This window comes from Microbacterium sp. G2-16M (assembly GCF_055809115.1).
In genome coordinates this window covers 1,337,611-1,356,503 of the sequence record NZ_CM147897.1, presented here as the reverse complement: position 1 = coordinate 1,356,503, position 18,893 = coordinate 1,337,611, and the positions used below count along the sequence as shown (strand labels likewise).

Here is an 18,893-nt window from a genome sequence, read left to right as displayed (position 1 = left end):
CGGTCACCCGGCACGGGTGACGCGTCAGACATGGTCCGGCGGCGGCAGGGGAGTGCCGACGGCGCCGCCGATCACCGTGGAGGTGAGCTCCTTCGCGTCCAGTGCCGCGGCGACGGCACGGACCACGGCGGAGACCAGCACCGCACCCTCGTCGGGCGAGTGCCAGAACCACACGCGGAGCGTGACCCGATCCGTCGAGACATCCTGCACCAGCGTCTGAACCGGATCTTGCGGACGCACCCGCGGAACGGCGGCGACGGCATCCCGCACGAGTCCGGCGACCTCGTCGATGGAGTGCGCTGCGTCGATGGGGTGCGCTGAGCGCGCGACCCGCACCTGGACCTCGCTGCGCCGCGTGCCGTGCTGAGAGTGGTTGACCACCGAGTCGGACAGCAGCTTGGCATTGGGCACGTGGATCGTGCGGCCGTCCGCGGTGACGATCACCACCGCGCGGGCGTTCGCCTCGAGGACGCGCCCCACGACCGTCTCGTCCAGCGCCGAGACCTGGACCTGGTCGCCGACGTCCACCGTGCGACGCGACTGGATCAGCACCCCGGCGGCGAAGTTGTCGGCGACCCCGCGCAGGACCAGCGCGAGCACGACGACGACCACGATCACGACCGCCAGCACCGGCTGGATGTCGGCGCCCATGAGGACCAGGGCGATGCCGACGGCGAGCAGGATGATCAGGTACCCGGTGACCCGGGCGATGATCGTGATGCCGGAGGGGGAGATCCCGCGCACGCGGGACAGGACCGCGCGCATGCCGCGGCGCGCGAGGCCGGCCAGGACCCAGCCCGCGACGAGCACGGCGACCGTCAGGAGGATCCCTCCCCACGTCACCGTGTCCGGAAGGAACTGTGCGACATCCACCGTCTCATCCTCTCCGATCGGCTGCCCGGCACGTCAGGTTCCCGTGGGTCCGGCGAGGGATGCCGCCGCCTCGCGGTTTGTTTCGTAGACGGTCTCGTCGCGGATGATCTCCAGCCGCTGCAGTCGTGGCAGCGCCGTGGACCGCACCCGGCTGAACGCGAGCGTGACGTCGCGGGCCGCCAGCCAGTCGCGCAGGGACGCGAACGCCTCGGCGCCGGTGACGTCGACGTCGGTCACCGCCTCCATGTCGATCACGACGCTGCGGACGGTGTGCGCCGGCCCGACGGCGGTGACCGCCGCGGTCACCGCCGAGGTGAATGCGTTGCCGTTCGCGAAGAAGATCGGCGCGGCCATCCGGATGACCAGCACCCCGGGCGCCGTCACCTCACCGCGGGGAGCGCTCTCCAGCAGCGAGTCGGAGGGGTTGTCGTTCGCGGCGAGGACGTCGATGGCCGGGCTCGCGGCGCGCTTGGCCATGTTCACCAGCGCCAGGACGAAGGCGACGAGGATGCCGGGGATGGACCCGACGAACAGTGTGACCAGGAAGCAGGTGGCCCCGACCGCGAACTCGAAGCGGTCCTGCCGGAAGATCTCGACGAAGCTGCGGATGCCCAGCAGCGGCAGGACGGCGACGCCGACGATGGCCCCGATCGTCGGGGACGGGATCTCGGCCAGCAGCGACGTGCCGAACAGCAGCAGGAGGAGCGTGCCCGCCGCCAGGACCAGCGACGGCAGCTGCGTGCGGGAGCCGGCCTGGTCCATCGCCGCGGTGCGACTGGTGGAGGAGCCCATCATGAACGAGCCGCTGGCCCCGGCGGCGATGTTGCCCAGCCCGAAGGCCAGGAGGTCCCGGTTCGGGCTCGTGGCGTAGCCGCGCTGCTCGCCGTACGAGCGCGAGACCAGGAGCCCCTCGGCGACCGTCACCATGGTCAGGGCGATCGCCGACGGGACCAGCGCGAGCCACTGCATCCATCCGAGCACGGGCCACGTGATCGGCGGGGGGCCGGCCGGCACCGGACCCAGGACCGCCACCCCCGCGGCATCCGCGTGCGTGAGCGCGACGACGATCGTGGTCACGATCATCGCCACCAGCGCCCAGGGCAGGGCCGCCAGCAGCCGCCGCCCGAGCAGCAGCAGCGCGACCACGCCCACCGAGATCAGCAGCGACCAGAGGTTGGTCTGGGGCAGACCGGTCACCAGGCCGGTCAGCTTCTCGACGAACTCGCCGCCGGACTCGATCTTGATGCCGAGCATCTTCGCGATCTGCGAGACAAGGATGTCCAGCGCCAGGCCGCCGACGAAGCCGACGAGGATCGGCTTGGAGAGGAAGTTCGCGAGGAAGCCGAGCTTGAGCCACGACATGGCGACCAGGAGCACGCCGCAGATGATCGCCTGGGCCAGCGCCATGGTGGCGTAGTTCTCGGACCCGGCCGCGGCCAGTCCGCCGATCGAGGAGGCGACCAGCGCGGCGGCGGCGGCATCCGGCGACGCCACCAGCTGTCTGCTCGAGACCACCAGGGCGTACACGACGGTGGGCACGATCAGCGCGTACAGGCCCGCGGTGGCCGGCAGGCCGGCGATCTGGGCGTAGCCGATGTTCAGCGGGATCGCGATGGCGATCAGGGTGACGCCCGCCGAGAGCTCGCGGACCAGGTTCCTGCGGTTCAGTCCGACCAGCGGTGGCTGCACGTGCCCCTCCTCGTCCGCGCGGATGCCCCGCCGCGCACTGCGCGTCCTATGATTCACCAGACTGCCGGGTCGTCGAAAGGCTCCCCCCGGACGTCACCCGGTTCGGGTGGCACACGAGGGGGCGCCCGGCGTTTGCTTGCGCGTCGTGCGTGGCGTACACTCGTTCTTTGGTGTCCTGTGCCTCTTTTGGCGTGTCCTCGTGAAGCCATCCGAGCGTCTCCGACATCGATCATCCCATCCACCGCAGACCGACCGGTCGGCAGAATCGATAGCGAGGCTATGGCGAAGAAAGACGGTGTCATCGAGATCGAAGGCACGATTTCCGAGGCGCTGCCCAACGCGATGTTCCGCGTTGAGCTGAGCAACGGACACAAGGTGCTCGCCACGATCTCCGGCAAGATGCGGCAGAACTACATCCGCATCATCCCCGAGGACCGCGTGGTCGTGGAGCTCAGCCCCTACGACCTGACCCGCGGCCGCATCGTCTACCGCTACCGCTAGACCGGTCGAGAAGTAACGGCCGCGGGCATCGCTGTGCCCGCGGTACGAAGACAGCGAACAGGAACATCATGAAGGTCAAGCCCAGCGTCAAGCCCATGTGCGATCACTGCAAGGTGATCCGTCGGCACGGGCGTGTCATGGTCATCTGCAAGGCGAACCCGCGCCACAAGCAGCGTCAAGGCTGAGCGAGCGAAGCGAGTCGAAACCTCGCCGAGTGAGCGAAACACCCGCAGAGCACAACTCGATATCACTGACAGGCAGGATCAGAACCCGCAAGGGGGACACCTCGGGGCGGAGGCCCGGGCACCGATCCTGCTCCACACCTCCACACACTCCTAGGAGAGCCGCATGGCACGTCTTGCCGGCGTCGACATCCCGCGCGATAAGCGCGTGGTGATCGCACTGACCTACATCTACGGGATCGGCCGCACGCGGTCCGACGAAATCCTGAAGGCCACCCAGATCGACGAGAACATCCGCGTCAAGGACCTCACCGACGACCAGCTGATCGCCCTGCGCGATCACATCGAGGGCACCTACAAGGTGGAGGGTGACCTTCGCCGTGAGGTGGCCGCCGACATCCGCCGCAAGGTCGAGATCGGCTCCTACGAAGGCCTGCGCCACCGTCGCGGCCTGCCCGTGCGCGGCCAGCGCACCAAGACGAACGCGCGCACCCGCAAGGGCCCGAAGCGCACCGTCGCCGGCAAGAAGAAGGCGCGCTAACCAGCGCCCCCAGGGTTTTTAGGAGAATCGCATGGCACAGGCCAAGAGCGCCGCGCGCAAGCCGCGTCGCAAGGAGAAGAAGAACATCGCGTTGGGCCAGGCCCACATCAAGTCGACGTTCAACAACACGATCGTCTCGATCACGGATCCCTCGGGTGCCGTGATCAGCTGGGCGTCCTCAGGCGGCGTGGGCTTCAAGGGCTCGCGCAAGTCCACCCCGTACGCGGCCGGCATGGCCGCCGAGTCGGCCGCCCGCCAGGCCGCCGACCACGGCGTGAAGAAGGTCGACGTCTTCGTGAAGGGCCCGGGCTCGGGTCGCGAGACGGCGATCCGTTCGCTGCAGGCCGCCGGCCTCGAGGTGGGCTCGATCCAGGACGTGACGCCGCAGGCGCACAACGGCTGCCGCCCGCCCAAGCGCCGCCGCGTCTGAGATTCCCGTGCCGGATGCCTGTGACCCAGGCATCCGGCACTCATCCGCTTCCGGATGCCGAGGGTCTCGGCATCCCCTGGAGAAAACTCAACACCTCATCAACTGCACGTGTCATATAGCGGGCACGTCGCACGAAAGGAACACATAGTGCTCATTGCACAGCGTCCCACCCTGACCGAGGAGAAGATCGGGGAGTTCCGCAGCCGCTTCGTCATCGAGCCGCTCGAGCCCGGCTTCGGCTACACGATCGGCAATGCGCTGCGCCGCAGCCTCCTGTCGTCGATCCCCGGCGCGGCTGTCACCAGCATCCGCATCGACGGCGTCCTCCACGAGTTCAGCACCATTCCGGGTGTGAAGGAGGATGTCACCGAGATCATCCTGAACATCAAGCAGCTCGTGGTCTCGAGCGAGCGCGACGAGCCCATCACCGCGTACCTGCGCAAGACCGGTGCCGGTGAGGTCACCGCCGCCGACATCTCCGCCCCGGCTGGCGTCGAGGTGCACAACCCCGAGCTGGTCATCGCGACGCTGAACGACACCGCGCGCTTCGAGCTCGAGCTGACCATCGAGCGCGGCCGCGGCTACGTGTCGGCCACGCAGAACCGCAACGAGTACGCCGAGGCCGGCCAGGTGCCGGTCGACTCGATCTACTCGCCGGTGCTCAAGGTCAGCTACCGCGTGGACGCCACCCGTGCCGGTGAGCGCACCGACTTCGACAAGCTGGTCCTGGACGTGGAGACCAAGCCGGCGATCTCGCCGCGCGACGCGGTCGCCTCGGCCGGTCGCACCCTGACCGAGCTGTTCGGCCTGGCCCGCGAGCTGAACGTCGACGCCGAGGGCATCGAGATCGGCGCCGCGCCGGTCGAGACCGTCGTCTCGACCGAGCTGTCGATGCCGATCGAGGACCTCGACCTGTCGGTCCGCTCGTACAACTGCCTCAAGCGCGAGGGCATCAACACCGTCTCGGAGCTGGTCGCCCTGTCCGAGACGCAGCTGATGAACATCCGCAACTTCGGACAGAAGTCGGTCGACGAGGTGCGGGACAAGCTCGTCTCGCTCGGCCTGTCGCTGAAGGACTCCGTGCCCGGATTCGACGGCGCGCACTTCTACGGCGGATACGACGACGCCGAGAACGCCTGATCTTTCATCGACTCATTCACCTGGAGTAATTGAGAATGCCTAAGCCCACGAAGGGACCCCGCCTCGGAGGCGGCCCCGCACACGAGCGCCTGCTGCTGGCGAACCTCGCTGCCGCACTGTTCACGCACAAGTCGATCAAGACGACCGAGACCAAGGCCAAGCGCCTGCGTCCCGTCGCCGAGCGGCTGATCACGTTCGCCAAGCGCGGCGACCTGCACGCGCGTCGTCGCGTGCTCGGCGTCATCGGCGACAAGGACGTCGTGCACGTCCTGTTCACCGAGATCGCGCCGCTGGTGGCCGACCGTGAGGGCGGCTACACCCGCATCACCAAGGTCGGCAACCGCAAGGGCGACAACGCCCCCATGGCCGTCATCGAGCTCGTCCTCGAGCCCGTGACCAAGAAGGCGTCGCCGGTGAAGCAGTCGGCCGCTCCGAAGGCCGAGAAGGCTCCCGCGGAAGAGGCCCCGGCCGATGACGCTCCGGTCGAGGACGCTCCGGTCGAGGAGGCCCCCGCGCAGGACGCCGCCGTGGACGAGGGCGCCGCCGCCGACGAGACCCCGGAGGCCGCTGCCGCCGAGGCGCCGGCCGAGGACGCTGCCGAGGAGAAGTCCGAGTAGCGCTCCCTGCACATCTGATCGAAACCCGCGGGCCCTCTGGCCCGCGGGTTTCGTCGTCTCGGCCGCCGCGGTCAGCCGGGCGCGTGCAGAACTCCGGAGAAACCGGCCGTGGGGCGGCGACGCGCCGCCGTCCGGCCGATGTGCCGCACGGATCTCCGGAGTTCTGCACGCGGATCACGCGGCGCCGCGGCGCACGCGGCGCCGCGGCGCACGCGGCGGGCAGGATGCGGTGGGCAGGGCAGGAGAGCGGCGGAGCGCCGCCGGCCGGTCAGAGGGCGATGTCGGTGGGCTGGGCGAGCCGGCAGGCCCGCAGCACCATCTGCTCGTGCTGCGCGGCGTGCGCGCGCTGCGCCGCATCGATCGCGTCGGCCACGGTGCGGGCGTAGATGCGGCCGCCCGCCTCGCCCGGGTGGATGCCGTCCCCGGCCAGCAGCTGCCGGTGCGGATCGATCGCGGCGGCCCAGTCGGCGACGATCACCTCCGGGTGGGCGGCGGCGTAGTCGCGCAGGGCCCGGTTGACGCCCGGGATCCACGACCGGTCGGCATAGGCGGTCACCAGCACGAGGTGACGCCGCGGTCCGAGGGCGGCGACCACGTGATCGAGCGAACCCCGGTCGATCGCACCGTTCGTGCCGAGGCCGAGCACGACATAGCGGCGCAGCGCGCGATCGCGGACGAGCGCATCCACCAGTCCGGGGGCGGTCCACATCGACCGCGAGACCTTCGCATCGATGTGGATGCCGGGGTAGCGCTGCATCAGGGCGGGAGCCGAGGCGAGCATGACCGAGTCGCCGATCGCGTCGATCTGTGCACCGGTCACGGCGGCCGGTGCGGCGCCGCCGGAGGGGTGATCGGCCTGGTCAGCGGCAAGCAGCGGCGGCCGCGGCCCGGCGTCCTGCTCGAGCGCGCGCTGGCCGGCCTGCACGACGGACTGAGCGGATGACTCGGCCGGCGCGACCTGGATGGCGGCGGTGGTGCCGGCAATGACGGCAGCGCCACCCACCAGCACGCCGATCGCCCGCAGTCGCGCACCCGGCGGACCGACCAGATGCCGGTGCAGCCGGCGCAGCGAGCCGCGGAATCCGTACCGGCGCACAGGCTGCTCGACGAAGCGGTGCGAGGCGGCCGCGCACAGCACCGTGAGCACGAGGACGAGTCCGCCGATCCAGGCCGGAAGCGGGTCGCTGCCGGCGGTGCGTCCGGTCATGGCGGCGATCAGCACGAGCAGCGGCCAGTGCCACAGGTAGATGCTGTACGACCGGTCGCCGATCCAGCGCAGGGGGCCGGCATCCAGCGCCGGGCCCAGTGCCGAACCGGCGGCGGTGCCGGCCACGATCACGATCGCGGTCAGCACGCTGGCGGCGGCCAGGGTGCCCGGGAAGGTGATGGTGTCGGGCTGTTCGGGCAGGAGCGCGATCGCGAACAGGCCGGCCAGCGCGACCGTGCCGACGGCGGCACCCGTCGCGCGTGCGCCGGTGCGCAGCATCCATGCCGGTGGCGCGGTGAGGACCCGCTGCAGTCCCACCGCGAGCGCGACCCCGAGCAGCAGGCCGAACGCGTGCGTGTCGGTGCCGAAGTAGGCGCGGGTGAGGCCGCCGCCGCCGGAGACCACCGCAGCCATCCACCACGCCGACGCGACCGCGGCCGCGAGGGAGGCCGCAGCGCGCGCCCACCGGCGCGGGAGGAACAGCAGCACGAGCAGCAGGAGCGGCCACACCAGGTAGAACTGCTCCTCGACCGCCAGCGACCACAGGTTGCGCAGAAGCTCGGGGGTGCCGGCGGTGAAGTAGTCCGAGCCGCCCGCGACCGACACCCAGTTGTAGCTGAAGGTGATCGCGCCGGCCACCTGCCAGCCCAGGCGCACGAGCACGTCGCCGCCGATCATCCATGCCCACGTCGCCGTGACCGTCACCAGCAGCGCCAGCGCCGGCAGCAGACGGCGGGCGCGGCGGCGCCAGAAGTCGACCAGGGCGATGCGGCCGGTGCGCTCCCGTTCCCGCAGCAGCAGCGAGGTGATGAGGAATCCGCTGATCACGAAGAAGACGTCGACCCCGATGAACCCGCTGCGCAGCCACCAGCCGGGGAACAGGTGGTACACCACGACCAGCACGACGGCCACGGCACGGAGCCCGTCGAGCCCGGTGAATCGGGCGCGCGGGGGCAGAGAAGGGGCGGGAGTCGTCATGGCGGGGCGGCTGCGGCGGGCTGGTCCGGGGAACCGCGCCGCGCCCGACCCAGTCTACGGTGCGGACCCCGGCTGAGACCGTTGATCCGGCCCACCGTCATCCCGTGGCGGAGACCGCACGCGCCCGGAGTGCCGGCGCCCCGCCGCTACGCTGATTTCGTGCGCATCCGGCTCGACATCGCCTACGACGGCACCCACTTCCGCGGGTGGGCCCGACAGCCCGGGCTGCGCACGGTGCAGGGCGCCCTCGAGCAGGCGCTCGCCCGGATCGTCGGCGGCGAACCGCGCCTGGTGGTGGCCGGGCGCACCGATGCCGGCGTGCACGCGAGCGGCCAGGTCGCGCACCTGGATCTGGACGCCGAGCAGCGTGCGCGCCTGTTCACGCAGACGCGGCGGGATGCCGCATCCGACCCCGTGGAACGGCTCGCGCACCGCGTCCGCGGTGTGCTGGGCGGATACCCCGACGTGACGGTGCATCGCACCGGCACGGCGCCCGACGGCTTCGATGCCCGGTTCTCGGCGGTGTGGCGCCGGTACGAGTACCGGATCGCCGACGAGGTGGGCGGCTACGATCCGCTCGAGCGGGCGCGCACCACGACCGTGCATGCGCGCCTGGACGTCGAGGCGATGGATGCCGCGGCCCGGTCGCTGACCGGGCTGCACGACTTCGCCGCCTACTGCAAGCCCCGGGACGAGGCCACGACGATCCGCACGCTGCTCGAGTTCGACTGGCACCGCGACGACGACGGGTTCCTGATCGCCAACGTGCGCGCCGACGCGTTCTGCCATTCCATGGTGCGCGCCCTGGTCGGCGCGTGCACCGCGGTGGGCGCGGGCCGGCTGAGCGTCGCGGATGTCGCGACCCTGCGCGACGCGGGGCAGCGCACCAGCGCGTTCACGGTGCTGGCCGGGCGCGGGCTCACCCTCGCCGAGGTCGGCTATCCCGCCGACGAGCTGCTGGCAGTCCGGGCCGAGCAGACGCGGGCCCGCCGAGACCGCGAATAGCCTCAGCATCCGGCCGACGCACGTGGGACGCGGCTACCCTGGAGAGCAGGATGAAGCTGCTCTCGTACAACCTCCGCAAGCATCGCGCCGCCGCCGAACTGGCGACGCTGGTGGACCGGCACGGTGCCGACCTGCTCTGTCTGCAGGAGTGCGACACCGCCGACATCCCGGCTCAGATCGCGGGACTTCGACTCGCCGACGTCACCCATCGCAACCGGCTGGGCCTGGCCGTCTACTTCCGGATGAGCATGTACCGCCCGATCGAGATCCGGTCGATGTCGCTGAAGAAGTCCCTGCACGACCGGGTGCTCAAGCCGGCCGAAGAGCGGATGCTCGGGGTGCGCCTGCACGACATCGACCAGGGCCGCGACCTGATCGTGGCCTCGTTCCACGCCGCGCCGCTGACCGCGCTGAACTCGCTGCGGCGCCACCAGATCCACGCGGCGCTCGCCGAGCTGCAGGAGCTCGGCGACGGCCTGCCGGCGCTCATGGTCGGGGACTACAACTACCCCGTGTTCAAGGAGAACCTCGGCCAGAAGGTGCGTGAGCAGGGGTACGAGCTCACGCTCAGCGACGCCCGCACCTACACGCGGTACCGGTACTTCCGCGGGCATTACGACTTCGCCACGTCGATGGGGTTCGACATCGAGCGCATCCGCACGCTGCCGCAGGGCCTGAGCGACCACCTGCCGATCCTCGTCACCGCGCGGATGACCCATCCGGTGAGCGAGCCGGCGACCGGGGAATCGGACCAGGAGGGCGACTCGGACCCCGATCGCGGCCTGGCCGCCGCATCCTGACAGCGCCGTCGTGTCCGCCGGACGGCCGAGAACGCGGTAGCCTGAAGTCAGCACAGACCTCCGGGAAGGATCCGCATGTTCATCGTCTGCTTCCTGCTCTTCGTCGCAGGGTTCGCATGCTTCGGCTACGCGCCGTTCGTCGATGGATGGCAGTCCGTCATCTTCGTCCTCGGAGTGCTGCTCTGCGCCGCCGCCATCGGCATCCCGATGCACAAGTCGCGGCACGACCACAAGAGCAGCGAGCTGCCCTGACCTCTCGCACAGCGCCGGCACCCGCGAGCGGATGCCGGCGCTGTGCTGTGTCGGCCGCGCATTTGGCCGCGGCATCCGCATGCCGTAGACTCTCCCTTTGGTGCGCCGCCCTGCCGGCGTTTCCACGAACGTGAGCCCTCCACTGGCGTGTTCGGCGGCCCTGCCGCAGAACCACCCCGGAGTGGGATTCACGAACCTCTCCGTTCGAACAAGAAAGCAGCACTTCCGTGACGCGCACTTTCACCCCCAAGGCTGGTCAGATCCAGCGTGACTGGCTGGTCATCGACGCCACCGACGTCGTGCTCGGCCGCCTCGCCTCGCACGCCGCAGCGCTTCTGCGCGGCAAGCACAAGGCGAGCTTCGCGAACCACCTCGACACCGGCGACTTCGTCGTCATCATCAACGCGGACAAGGTCGCTCTGACCGGTCAGAAGCTCCAGAAGAAGATGGCCTACCGCCACTCGGGCTACCCGGGCGGCCTGAAGTCCGTGTCCTACGGCGAGCTGATGGAGAAGAACCCGGTCCGCGCCGTGGAGAAGGCCGTGCGCGGCATGCTCCCCAAGAACAGCCTGGGCCGCCAGCAGCTGAGCAAGCTGAAGGTCTATGTCGGCGCGGAGCACCCGCACGCCGCGCAGCAGCCCAAGCAGTACATCTTCGACCAGGTCGCCCAGTAAGCGCCGCAGACACAAAGGACACACTCGTGGCGAATATCCAGGACTCCACCGAAAACACCAGCTTCTCCACCGAGACGCCGGCCGAAGAGGTCGTCGAGGCGGCCCCCCGTCCGGTGCTCAGCGTCCCCGGCGCGGCCGTCGGCCGCCGCAAGCAGGCGATCGCCCGCGTGCGCCTGATCCCCGGTACCGGCACCATCACCGTCAACGGCCGCGCGTTCGAGGACTACTTCCCGAACAAGCTGCACCAGCAGCTGGTCACCGACCCGTTCACGGTCCTGAACCTGACCGGCGCGTACGACGTGATCGCCCGCATCCACGGCGGCGGCGACTCGGGCCAGGCTGGCGCTCTGCGCCTGGGCATCGCCCGTGCGCTGAACGAGATCGACCTCGAGAACAACCGCCCGACGCTGAAGAAGTCCGGCTTCCTCTCTCGCGACGCGCGCGTCAAGGAGCGCAAGAAGGCCGGTCTGAAGAAGGCCCGCAAGGCTCCTCAGTACTCGAAGCGCTGATCGGGACCGTCTGCATGCCGCTCTTCGGCACGGACGGGGTGCGGGGGCTGGCCAACGGCTCCCTCACCGCCGATCTCGCTCTGTCCCTGGCCCAGGCGACCGCGGTCGTCCTGGGCCAGGGCCGTTCCGCCGAGGCGCGCCGCGCCGCGGGCAAACGGCTCACCGCCGTCGTGGCCCGCGACCCGCGCGTGTCCGGCGAGTTCCTCTCCGCGGCGGTCTCGGCCGGGCTCGCGGCATCCGGTGTGGACGTGCTCGACGCCGGCGTCATCCCGACGCCGGCCGCCGCCTATCTGGTGGGATCGATCGACGCCGACTTCGGCGTGATGGTCTCGGCATCCCACAATCCGGCACCCGACAACGGCATCAAGATCTTCGCCCGTGGCGGCGTGAAGCTCCCCGACATCGTCGAGCAGCGCATCGAGGCCGCCCTCAGCGGCGCGAAGCTGCTGCCGACCGGCGCCGACGTCGGCCGGATCCGCCGGTTCGCGGATGCCGAGGACCGCTACGTCGTGCACCTGCTGCAGTCGCTGCCGCACCGGCTGGACGGCATCCACGTCGTCCTGGACTGCGCCAACGGGGCAGCATCCGGTGTGTCGCCGGAGACGTTCCGGGATGCCGGCGCGACCGTGACGGTGGTCGGGGCCGACCCCGACGGCGTGAACATCAACGACGGCGTCGGATCGACCCACATCGACAAGCTGGCCGCGCGGGTCGTGGAGCTCGGGGCCGACGTGGGCATCGCCCACGACGGCGACGCCGACCGATGCCTGGCGGTGGATGCCGAGGGCAGGCCGGTCGACGGCGACCAGATCATGGCGATCCTCGCCGTGGCGATGAAGGAGCGCGGCACGCTCGCGGACGACACCCTGGTGGCCACCGTGATGAGTAACCTCGGGCTGCACCGGGCGATGGCCGAGCAGGGCATCCACGTCGAGCAGACCGCCGTGGGCGACCGGTACGTGCTCGAGCGCATGAACGAGGGGCGCTTCTCGCTCGGCGGTGAGCAGTCCGGCCACGTCATCATGAGCGAGTTCGCCACCACCGGAGACGGGCTGCTCACCGGCCTGCACCTGCTGGCACGGATGGCGGCCACCGGCAAGTCGCTCGCCGAGCTGGCCTCGGTGATGACCGTGTACCCGCAGGTGCTCGTCAACGTGCGCGGGGTGGATCGCACCCAGGTCGCGCACGCCGACGTGGCCGCCGCGGTCGCCGAGGCCGAGGCCGCGCTGGGCGACACCGGCCGGGTGCTGCTGCGCGCCTCGGGCACCGAGCCGCTGGTGCGGGTCATGGTCGAGGCGGCCGACGTCGACGCGGCGTCGCAGATCGCCGGCCGCCTGGCCGACGTCGTGCGCGAGCACCTCGCGCTGCCGGCGTAGCGGGCCCGCGGCAACCCGCGCTCCCGCTCCATCGCCGCGATCACGCTTGTGCACGGGCACGGGCACGGGCACGGAATCCGAGCCCGCTCCGCGCGTGCACGAACGTGATCTCGCGAGAGGGCGCGGGGCCGGGCGCGCGGCGTCAAGCGCGCAGGATTCGCATGGCGAGACCCCGGTCGACGAGCTCCGCCGTCGCGGCGATGATCCGATCGTTCGCCTCGGCCTCGGCGATCGTGGCACGGAACCCCTCCCCGGGAAACGCACGCACGATGAGGCCATGCGATTCGAACACCATTGCTGCGGCCGTGGTGTCGTCGCCGAGCGGGAACCAGACGAAGTTCGTCTCTGCCTCGGGCAGCCGGAGGCCGGCCTCGCCCAGTGTGCGCACGACCCGCTCGCGCTCACCGATGAGCGCATCCACTCGCTCCTCGAGCTCGTCCGCGGCCTGGAGCGAGGCGAGCGCCGCGACCTGCGCGGGCGTGGTGACGCCGAACGGCACCGCCATCTTGCGCATGGCGACGGCGATGGTCTCGGGTGCCAACGCATAGCCGATCCGCATGCCGGCCAGGCCGTAGGCCTTGGAGAACGTGTGCGCGACGACGACGTTCGGGTACCGGCGGAACAGGTCCATCCCGACGGCCGTGTCGACGCGGCGGTTGAAATGCAGGTACGCCTCGTCCACGAGCACGGGAATCGTCGCAGGCACTGCCCGCAGGAACTCCTCGAGCTGGGTCGACCCGACGGTCGTCCCCGTGGGGTTGTTCGGATTGCACACGATGATCAGGCGTGTCCGGTCCGTGATCGCTGCGAGCATCGCTGACAGGTCGTGGCGGTGGTCCGTCGTCAGTGCCACTTCGAGCGGGATGGCGCCGGCGGCGCGCACGAGCATCGGATACGCCTCGAACGAGCGCCACGCGTAGAGCACCTCATCGCCCGGGCCGGACGTGGCACGGATCAGCTGCGAAACCACCTCGATCGACCCGGCGCCGAGCACGATGGCGGCCGGATCGACGTCGAGGTCGTGCGCGAGGCGGGCGATGAGGGCGGATGCTGCGGATTCGGGATACCTGTTCATCCGGCCGAGCGCCGCCGCGACGGCATCCACCACGGACGGCAACGGGGGATAGGGATTCTCGTTCGACGAGATCTTGAAGGCCTCCCCCTCGGTACCCGCAGACGCCGAGCGCCCCTGCGTGTAGGCGGGGACCGCGTCCAGATCATGGCGCACGCGTACTCCTGTCGTCGACATCCTCAACTCCTTCTCCGGCAAGCATTTGACTCGCCGTACCAATCAATTGATAATAACCATTGTTGGGAATATCCGCACGACGGCCCTCGTGCGTTCGAGGAGGAGCAGTGGCGGCAGCGACGACGACCCGGGAGCGGCTCGACCTCATCGTCCGGACGATGCGCTGGGAAGCCGACGATGTTCTGCTGCTGAGCCTCGAACGCCCGGACGGCGCGGACCTGCCCGTCTGGACACCCGGCGCGCACATCGATCTGCGGCTGCCGAACGAGGTGGAGCGGCAGTACTCGCTGTGCTCGGATCCCGACGATCGTTCCGCATGGCAGGTCGCCATCCTGCGCGAGGAGATCAGTCGCGGCGGCTCGCGGTACGTCCACAGGGAGCTGCGTCCGGGTCAGCACGTGACCGCCGGCGTGCCGCACAACAACTTCGCGCTCGCGGAGTCCGCCCGGGCCGTCTTCGTCGCCGGAGGCATCGGGATCACCGCGGTCCTGCCGATGATCCGCGCCGCGGCCGCAGCCGGACGTCCGTGGCGCCTGGCCTATCTCGGCCGGGCGCGGGAGCGGATGGCGTATCTGCGGCATCCGCTCCTCAGCGGGCCCGAGGTCACGGTGGTCTCCTCCGATCACGATCCGCGTCTGGAACTGGCGGAGTGGATCGGCGCGGTGCGCGAGTCGGACGCGGTGTATGCGTGCGGCCCCGCCCGCATGCTCGACGCCCTCGAAGAGCTCAGCGACTCCTGGCCCCGGGGCGTGCTGCACATGGAGCGCTTCCAGCCTAAGGTCTATGCCGATGCCGGGGATGGCGAGACCTTCGAGGTCGAGGCGAGGAGGTCGGGGCTCAGAGTCGCGGTCGAACCGCACTGCACAATCCTCGAAATGCTCGAGCAGGCCGGGATCCCGGCGCCAAGCTCCTGTCTGGAGGGCGTGTGCGGCACGTGCGAGACCTCGATCATCGATGGCGAGGCCGATCATCGTGACAGCATTCTGACCCCGGACGAGCGGGAGGCCAACGAGACGATGATGATCTGCGTCTCGCGATCCAAGCTCCCGATGCTGGTGCTGGACATCTGACCACGACGGCATCAGACCAGAACCGAATCCGACGATAACAACGCAGGGAGACGAGACATGGACACCGGAACCGCTTACGGGCTGGCCCAAGGGACGCCGATCTACGAACTCGCCCAGGTCGGCCCGGGCACCCCGTTCGGGGAGGTCCTACGCCGCTACTGGCAGCCGATTGCGAAGTCGGAGGACGCGACGACCCGTCCGATCCAGGTGAAGGTGCTGGGGGAGGAGCTCATCCTCTTCCGTACGCGCAAGGGCGTGGCGGGCCTGCTGCACCCTCGGTGTATCCATCGCGGCGCATCGCTGTTCTTCGGGGGGGTCGAGGATGACGGTATCCGCTGCTGCTATCACGGGTGGGTTTTCGACCCCCAGGGCACGTGCCTTGAGCAGCCCTGCGAGCCGGAGCTCGGGCTGCACCGCGACCGGGTGCGCCAGCCGTGGTATCCGGTGCGGGAGCTGTACGGCCTCATCTGGACGTACATGGGCCCGCCTGAGAAGAAGCCACTCCTTCCCCACTATGACACGTTCGAGAACCTCGCCGACGGGGAGGTCCTCATCGCGGATGACGAAGGCGTCGGCGGCGGCGGGCCGGTCGTTCTCGACTTCAACTGGCTGCAGCACTGGGAGAACGTGATGGACCCGTTCCACGTCCCGATCCTGCATGCGCGTTTCAGCGGGAACCAGTTCACGCCCGAGATGGCGCTCATTCCTGAGGTGACATACGAGTACACGCCCAGCGGAGTGCGCTCGACCCAGATGCGCGCCCTCGGCGACGGTCGGCAGCTGCGTCGGGTCACCGAGGTGATGTTCCCGAACCTGCGCGTCGTCGCCAGTCCGAAGCTCGCCTCCGGACAGACGAACATGATCGGCTGGGTGGTGCCCATGGACGACACGAACTTCCGCATCTTCACCGTCGCTCGGGATGCCGATCCCGACTTCCTGCGCAAGCTGCGTTCGACGCACGAAGGCAAGGCATGGAAGGACCTCACGCCGCTCGAGCACCAGCGGCTGCCCGGGGACTACGAGGCCCAGGGGTCGCAGGGCAAGATCTCGCTGCACAGCGACGACCACCTGACGACCACCGATCAGGGGGTTGCGATGGTGCGCCGGATGATGGCCAAGCAAGCCAAGCTCGTCGCGTCCGGCGGCGATCCGGTGGGCGTGCTCTTCGACCCGTCGGACGACGTCGTGCGGATCGAGGGGGGAAACTACTTCGAGGGTGCCGCAGTGGCACCCCTGCTGGCCGAAGCCGTCGAGGACTGACATGACGAGATACGATGCGCGGCCGCCACGTGGCGACCGTCCCCTGGTGGTGCTCGGGATCAGTGACGTCGTCGTCATCGAGAGCGAGCCGACCGTGCCGGTCACGATCCACCACGTGTCGGCCTGGGGTCGTTGGGTGCGGGATGTCGCGGTGCCGGATGCCGCGCCCGCCGTCATCCATCGCCTGGCCGAACGCTACGAGATCGTCTGGGCGTCGGAATGGGGCCACAACGCGCACACCGCCTTCGCGACGGCCCTCGGCCTGCCCGACGAACCGTGGCCATTCCTGCCTGTGCAGTTCGACAAGTTGGCCACGATCCGCGCATATGCCCGCGGGCTGCCCTGGGCGTGGATCGACGGATCGGTGGTCGATCTGCACGCGACCGACGAGGTGCGCGACGGCGTGGTCGTGCGCGTCGACCCGTCCCGCGGCATCGTCGACGTCGACGCCACGGCATTGGATGCCGCCCTCGCGGGACTCGCCTCGTGACGCCCGACCTTCGCGCCGAAGCGGCGCGATTGCTCCCCGCCCTGGTCGCCTTGCGCCGTCGGCTGCACGTCGACCCGGAGGTGGGCTTCGCTCTGCCGCGGACACAGAAAGCGGTGCTCGATGAGCTCGCCGGGCTGCCGTTGGAGATCGTGACCGGGAGTGGGCTCGGGTCGGTGACGGCGGTCCTGCGCGGTGCGGAGCCCGGGCCCGCCGTGCTGCTTCGCGCCGACATGGACGCGCTGCCGGTCGATGAGGAGACGGGTCTGGACTTCGCCGCGACCAACGGTGCCATGCACGCGTGCGGGCACGACCTTCACGTCGCCGGCCTCGTCGGCGCCGCCCGGCTGCTGGCCGCGCACCGCGAGCGGATCCACGGAGCGGTGGTTCTGATGTTCCAGCCCGGGGAGGAAGCGGGCGGCGGCGCATCCAGGATGATCGCCGAGGGCGTGCTGGATGCCGCCGGCGACCGCGTCGCCGCCGCCTACGGTATCCACGTCATGCCCGGACCACCCGGTGTCTTCTCGACCAAGCCCGGTCCGCTGATGGCCGGTGCGAACCTGCTCCGCGTGCGCGTCATCGGTCGCGGCGGCCACGGCTCGCGTCCGCACGAGGCCGTCGATCCGGTCCCCGTGCTCGCCGAGATCATCCTCGCCCTGCAGACCCATATCACCCGGAGGATTCCGGTGACGGACCCGGTCGTCATATCGGTCACGAAGCTGCGGGCGAGCGATGCGGTGAATGTGATCCCCGACGCCGCCGAGTTGTCGGCGACGGTGCGGACACTCTCGAGGGGCTCGCTCGAGCAGTTGCGCGACGAACTGCCCACTCTGGCGCGGGAGATCGCCGCCGCCCATGGCTGTCGTGCCGACGCCGAGCTCGAGATCGCCTACCCGGTCACCGTCAACGATGCCGTACGGGCCGCGGATGCGGCCGCCGTGCTGTGCGACATGTTCGGGACAGAACGAGTCGAACTGCTGCGGGCTCCGATGATGGCATCCGAGGACTTCTCCTTCATCCTGAACGAAGTCCCCGGGGCGTTCGTGTTCCTCGGCGCCACGCCCGCCGACCTCGACCCGGCCGAGGCGGAGATGAACCACTCACCGCGAGCGGTATTCGAGGATGGGGTCCTCGGCGACCAGGCGGCCGCGTTGGCGGCACTGGCCCTGCGGCACCTCTGAATGAGAACCCTCCGACGCCGAGTGTCTCAGCGACCGAGCGTGCGGTGGCGCACTATGGCGTCGCGCTGCAGCGCCTCGTCGCGCGTGCGGATCGCCTCGACGAGATCGCGATGGATCTGCAGTCGCTCGTCCGTATCCGGGTGGAAGCCCATGACGTCGAATGTCGAGGAGTCGCCGACGCTCTCCGACTCGATGTAGTCCACGAGGTTCAGATAGAACGTGCGAAGAACCGCGTTGGGTGAGATCTCCGCGATCCGCCGATGGAGTCGCCAGTTGCAGTGCAGACCCTTGACCGGATCGCTCCAGACGCTGGTCAGTTCCGCCAGGAGGGCGTCGAGGGCCTCCAGATCAGCATCCGTGCGGTGCTCCGCAGCATCCCGCAGCACCGCCTCGTCCAGAGCATCCAGCACCGCGACGATGTCATTCACGGTGGCGCCCTGCTGGCGCAGCTGCAGCACGCTGTGGGCAAGGCGGATCAGCGGAGACTGCTGCGCGACGAACAACCCGCCCCCCGGCCCGGGGCGCACTTCGATGATGCCCCGTGCACGCAGCACCCGCATGGCCTCGCCGAGCGTGGCCGACGCGACACCGTACTGCTCGCACAGCCCCTGTTTCGTGCCGATGCGAAACCCCGGTGCCAGGGACTCGCGTGCGATCCGATCCTCGATCTCGCGGATCAGCCCGTCGGCGACCGACTGGCTGATCCGGGCCCGACCGCCGCTGAAGGCGTGCTGCTCGGACTCGATCTCCCGCGAGAGCGATGGCATGTGTCCTCCGATGCTCGCGCCTCGCGGCGCATTCGCTTCACATCCTACGAACGCTGCGCGTCCGAGTGGCGGAAACGCGCCGCAAGGGCGGGATATTTGCCACAA

General features: G+C 69.8%; 21 protein-coding genes. 16 read left to right on the top strand and 5 right to left on the bottom strand.

Going from position 1 to position 18,893, the window contains the following annotated elements; genetic code table 11:
* Positions 1-24: 24 nt before the first annotated feature.
* The gene (locus AC0L6F_RS06505; RefSeq protein WP_473539615.1) at positions 25-873 is read right to left on the bottom strand and encodes a mechanosensitive ion channel family protein; all 849 of its coding nucleotides are present in this window, start codon (positions 871-873) and stop codon (positions 25-27) included.
* A gap of 33 nt (positions 874-906) precedes the next feature.
* Positions 907-2,562: a SulP family inorganic anion transporter gene (locus tag AC0L6F_RS06500; protein WP_473539614.1), complete on the bottom strand. Its 1,656-nt coding sequence runs from the start codon at positions 2,560-2,562 to the stop codon at positions 907-909.
* A 279-nt stretch (positions 2,563-2,841) separates the two neighbouring features.
* On the opposite strand from AC0L6F_RS06500, the gene infA reads away from it, so the two are divergent.
* The 6 genes from infA to rplQ all read left to right on the top strand — a co-directional run bounded on the left by infA (position 2,842) and on the right by rplQ (position 5,973).
* Complete coding sequence (gene infA / locus AC0L6F_RS06495) at positions 2,842-3,063, top strand: translation initiation factor IF-1 (protein WP_047544504.1); 222 nt, start codon at positions 2,842-2,844, stop codon at positions 3,061-3,063.
* A gap of 68 nt (positions 3,064-3,131) precedes the next feature.
* Positions 3,132-3,248, top strand: coding sequence for a 50S ribosomal protein L36 (rpmJ, locus tag AC0L6F_RS06490; protein ID WP_259612531.1), 117 nt, complete (start codon positions 3,132-3,134; stop codon positions 3,246-3,248).
* 163 nt (positions 3,249-3,411) lie between these two features.
* Positions 3,412-3,786 carry a 30S ribosomal protein S13 gene (gene rpsM, locus AC0L6F_RS06485; RefSeq protein ID WP_259612530.1) on the top strand — a complete coding sequence of 125 codons (375 nt, stop codon included), beginning with the start codon at positions 3,412-3,414 and terminating at the stop codon, positions 3,784-3,786.
* A gap of 31 nt (positions 3,787-3,817) precedes the next feature.
* On the top strand, positions 3,818-4,216 hold the full coding sequence (gene rpsK, locus AC0L6F_RS06480) for a 30S ribosomal protein S11 (protein WP_129385805.1): 399 nt from the start codon (positions 3,818-3,820) through the stop codon (positions 4,214-4,216).
* A 147-nt stretch (positions 4,217-4,363) separates the two neighbouring features.
* A complete protein-coding gene (locus AC0L6F_RS06475; protein ID WP_274637631.1) occupies positions 4,364-5,356 on the top strand; it encodes a DNA-directed RNA polymerase subunit alpha in 993 nt (330 codons plus the stop codon).
* 35 nt (positions 5,357-5,391) lie between these two features.
* Positions 5,392-5,973 (top strand): 50S ribosomal protein L17, encoded by a 582-nt coding sequence (gene rplQ, locus AC0L6F_RS06470; protein WP_473539613.1) that lies wholly within the window; start codon positions 5,392-5,394, stop codon positions 5,971-5,973.
* 268 nt (positions 5,974-6,241) lie between these two features.
* Here rplQ and AC0L6F_RS06465 read toward each other — a convergent pair whose 3' ends face one another.
* On the bottom strand, positions 6,242-8,158 hold the full coding sequence (locus AC0L6F_RS06465) for an acyltransferase family protein (RefSeq protein ID WP_274637633.1): 1,917 nt from the start codon (positions 8,156-8,158) through the stop codon (positions 6,242-6,244).
* A gap of 159 nt (positions 8,159-8,317) precedes the next feature.
* Here AC0L6F_RS06465 and truA point away from each other — a divergent pair, with 159 nt between their 5' ends.
* The 6 genes from truA (at position 8,318) to glmM (ending at position 12,774) form a co-directional block, all read left to right on the top strand.
* Positions 8,318-9,163: a tRNA pseudouridine(38-40) synthase TruA gene (gene truA / locus AC0L6F_RS06460; RefSeq protein WP_473539612.1), complete on the top strand. Its 846-nt coding sequence runs from the start codon at positions 8,318-8,320 to the stop codon at positions 9,161-9,163.
* Between the two features lie 50 nt (positions 9,164-9,213).
* Positions 9,214-9,963 (top strand): endonuclease/exonuclease/phosphatase family protein, encoded by a 750-nt coding sequence (locus AC0L6F_RS06455; protein WP_473539611.1) that lies wholly within the window; start codon positions 9,214-9,216, stop codon positions 9,961-9,963.
* Positions 9,964-10,038: 75 nt separating this feature from the next.
* On the top strand, positions 10,039-10,215 hold the full coding sequence (locus AC0L6F_RS06450; RefSeq protein WP_259612526.1) for a hypothetical protein: 177 nt from the start codon (positions 10,039-10,041) through the stop codon (positions 10,213-10,215).
* 227 nt (positions 10,216-10,442) lie between these two features.
* The gene (gene rplM / locus AC0L6F_RS06445; protein ID WP_473539610.1) at positions 10,443-10,889 is read left to right on the top strand and encodes a 50S ribosomal protein L13; all 447 of its coding nucleotides are present in this window, start codon (positions 10,443-10,445) and stop codon (positions 10,887-10,889) included.
* A gap of 26 nt (positions 10,890-10,915) precedes the next feature.
* Complete coding sequence (gene rpsI, locus AC0L6F_RS06440; protein WP_274637636.1) at positions 10,916-11,398, top strand: 30S ribosomal protein S9; 483 nt, start codon at positions 10,916-10,918, stop codon at positions 11,396-11,398.
* A gap of 14 nt (positions 11,399-11,412) precedes the next feature.
* On the top strand, positions 11,413-12,774 hold the full coding sequence (glmM, locus tag AC0L6F_RS06435; RefSeq protein ID WP_473539608.1) for a phosphoglucosamine mutase: 1,362 nt from the start codon (positions 11,413-11,415) through the stop codon (positions 12,772-12,774).
* Positions 12,775-12,916: 142 nt separating this feature from the next.
* On the opposite strand, the gene hisC is transcribed toward glmM, so the two are convergent.
* The gene (gene hisC / locus AC0L6F_RS06430) at positions 12,917-14,023 is read right to left on the bottom strand and encodes a histidinol-phosphate transaminase (RefSeq protein ID WP_274637638.1); all 1,107 of its coding nucleotides are present in this window, start codon (positions 14,021-14,023) and stop codon (positions 12,917-12,919) included.
* 107 nt (positions 14,024-14,130) lie between these two features.
* Here hisC and AC0L6F_RS06425 point away from each other — a divergent pair, with 107 nt between their 5' ends.
* The 4 genes from AC0L6F_RS06425 to AC0L6F_RS06410 are packed head-to-tail and all read left to right on the top strand — an operon-like array spanning position 14,131 to position 18,021.
* Positions 14,131-15,093 carry a PDR/VanB family oxidoreductase gene (locus AC0L6F_RS06425; protein WP_473539606.1) on the top strand — a complete coding sequence of 321 codons (963 nt, stop codon included), beginning with the start codon at positions 14,131-14,133 and terminating at the stop codon, positions 15,091-15,093.
* Positions 15,094-15,150: 57 nt separating this feature from the next.
* Positions 15,151-16,353: a Rieske 2Fe-2S domain-containing protein gene (locus AC0L6F_RS06420; protein WP_473539605.1), complete on the top strand. Its 1,203-nt coding sequence runs from the start codon at positions 15,151-15,153 to the stop codon at positions 16,351-16,353.
* A gap of 1 nt (position 16,354) precedes the next feature.
* Positions 16,355-16,843: a hypothetical protein gene (locus AC0L6F_RS06415; RefSeq protein ID WP_473539604.1), complete on the top strand. Its 489-nt coding sequence runs from the start codon at positions 16,355-16,357 to the stop codon at positions 16,841-16,843.
* A complete protein-coding gene (locus AC0L6F_RS06410) occupies positions 16,840-18,021 on the top strand; it encodes a M20 metallopeptidase family protein (protein WP_473539603.1) in 1,182 nt (393 codons plus the stop codon). Before AC0L6F_RS06415 ends, AC0L6F_RS06410 begins: the two co-directional genes overlap by 4 nt.
* Before the next feature lie 26 nt (positions 18,022-18,047).
* On the opposite strand, the gene AC0L6F_RS06405 is transcribed toward AC0L6F_RS06410, so the two are convergent.
* Positions 18,048-18,788, bottom strand: a complete 741-nt coding sequence (locus AC0L6F_RS06405) for an FCD domain-containing protein (RefSeq protein ID WP_274637643.1) — start codon at positions 18,786-18,788, stop codon at positions 18,048-18,050.
* Positions 18,789-18,893 lie beyond the last annotated feature (105 nt).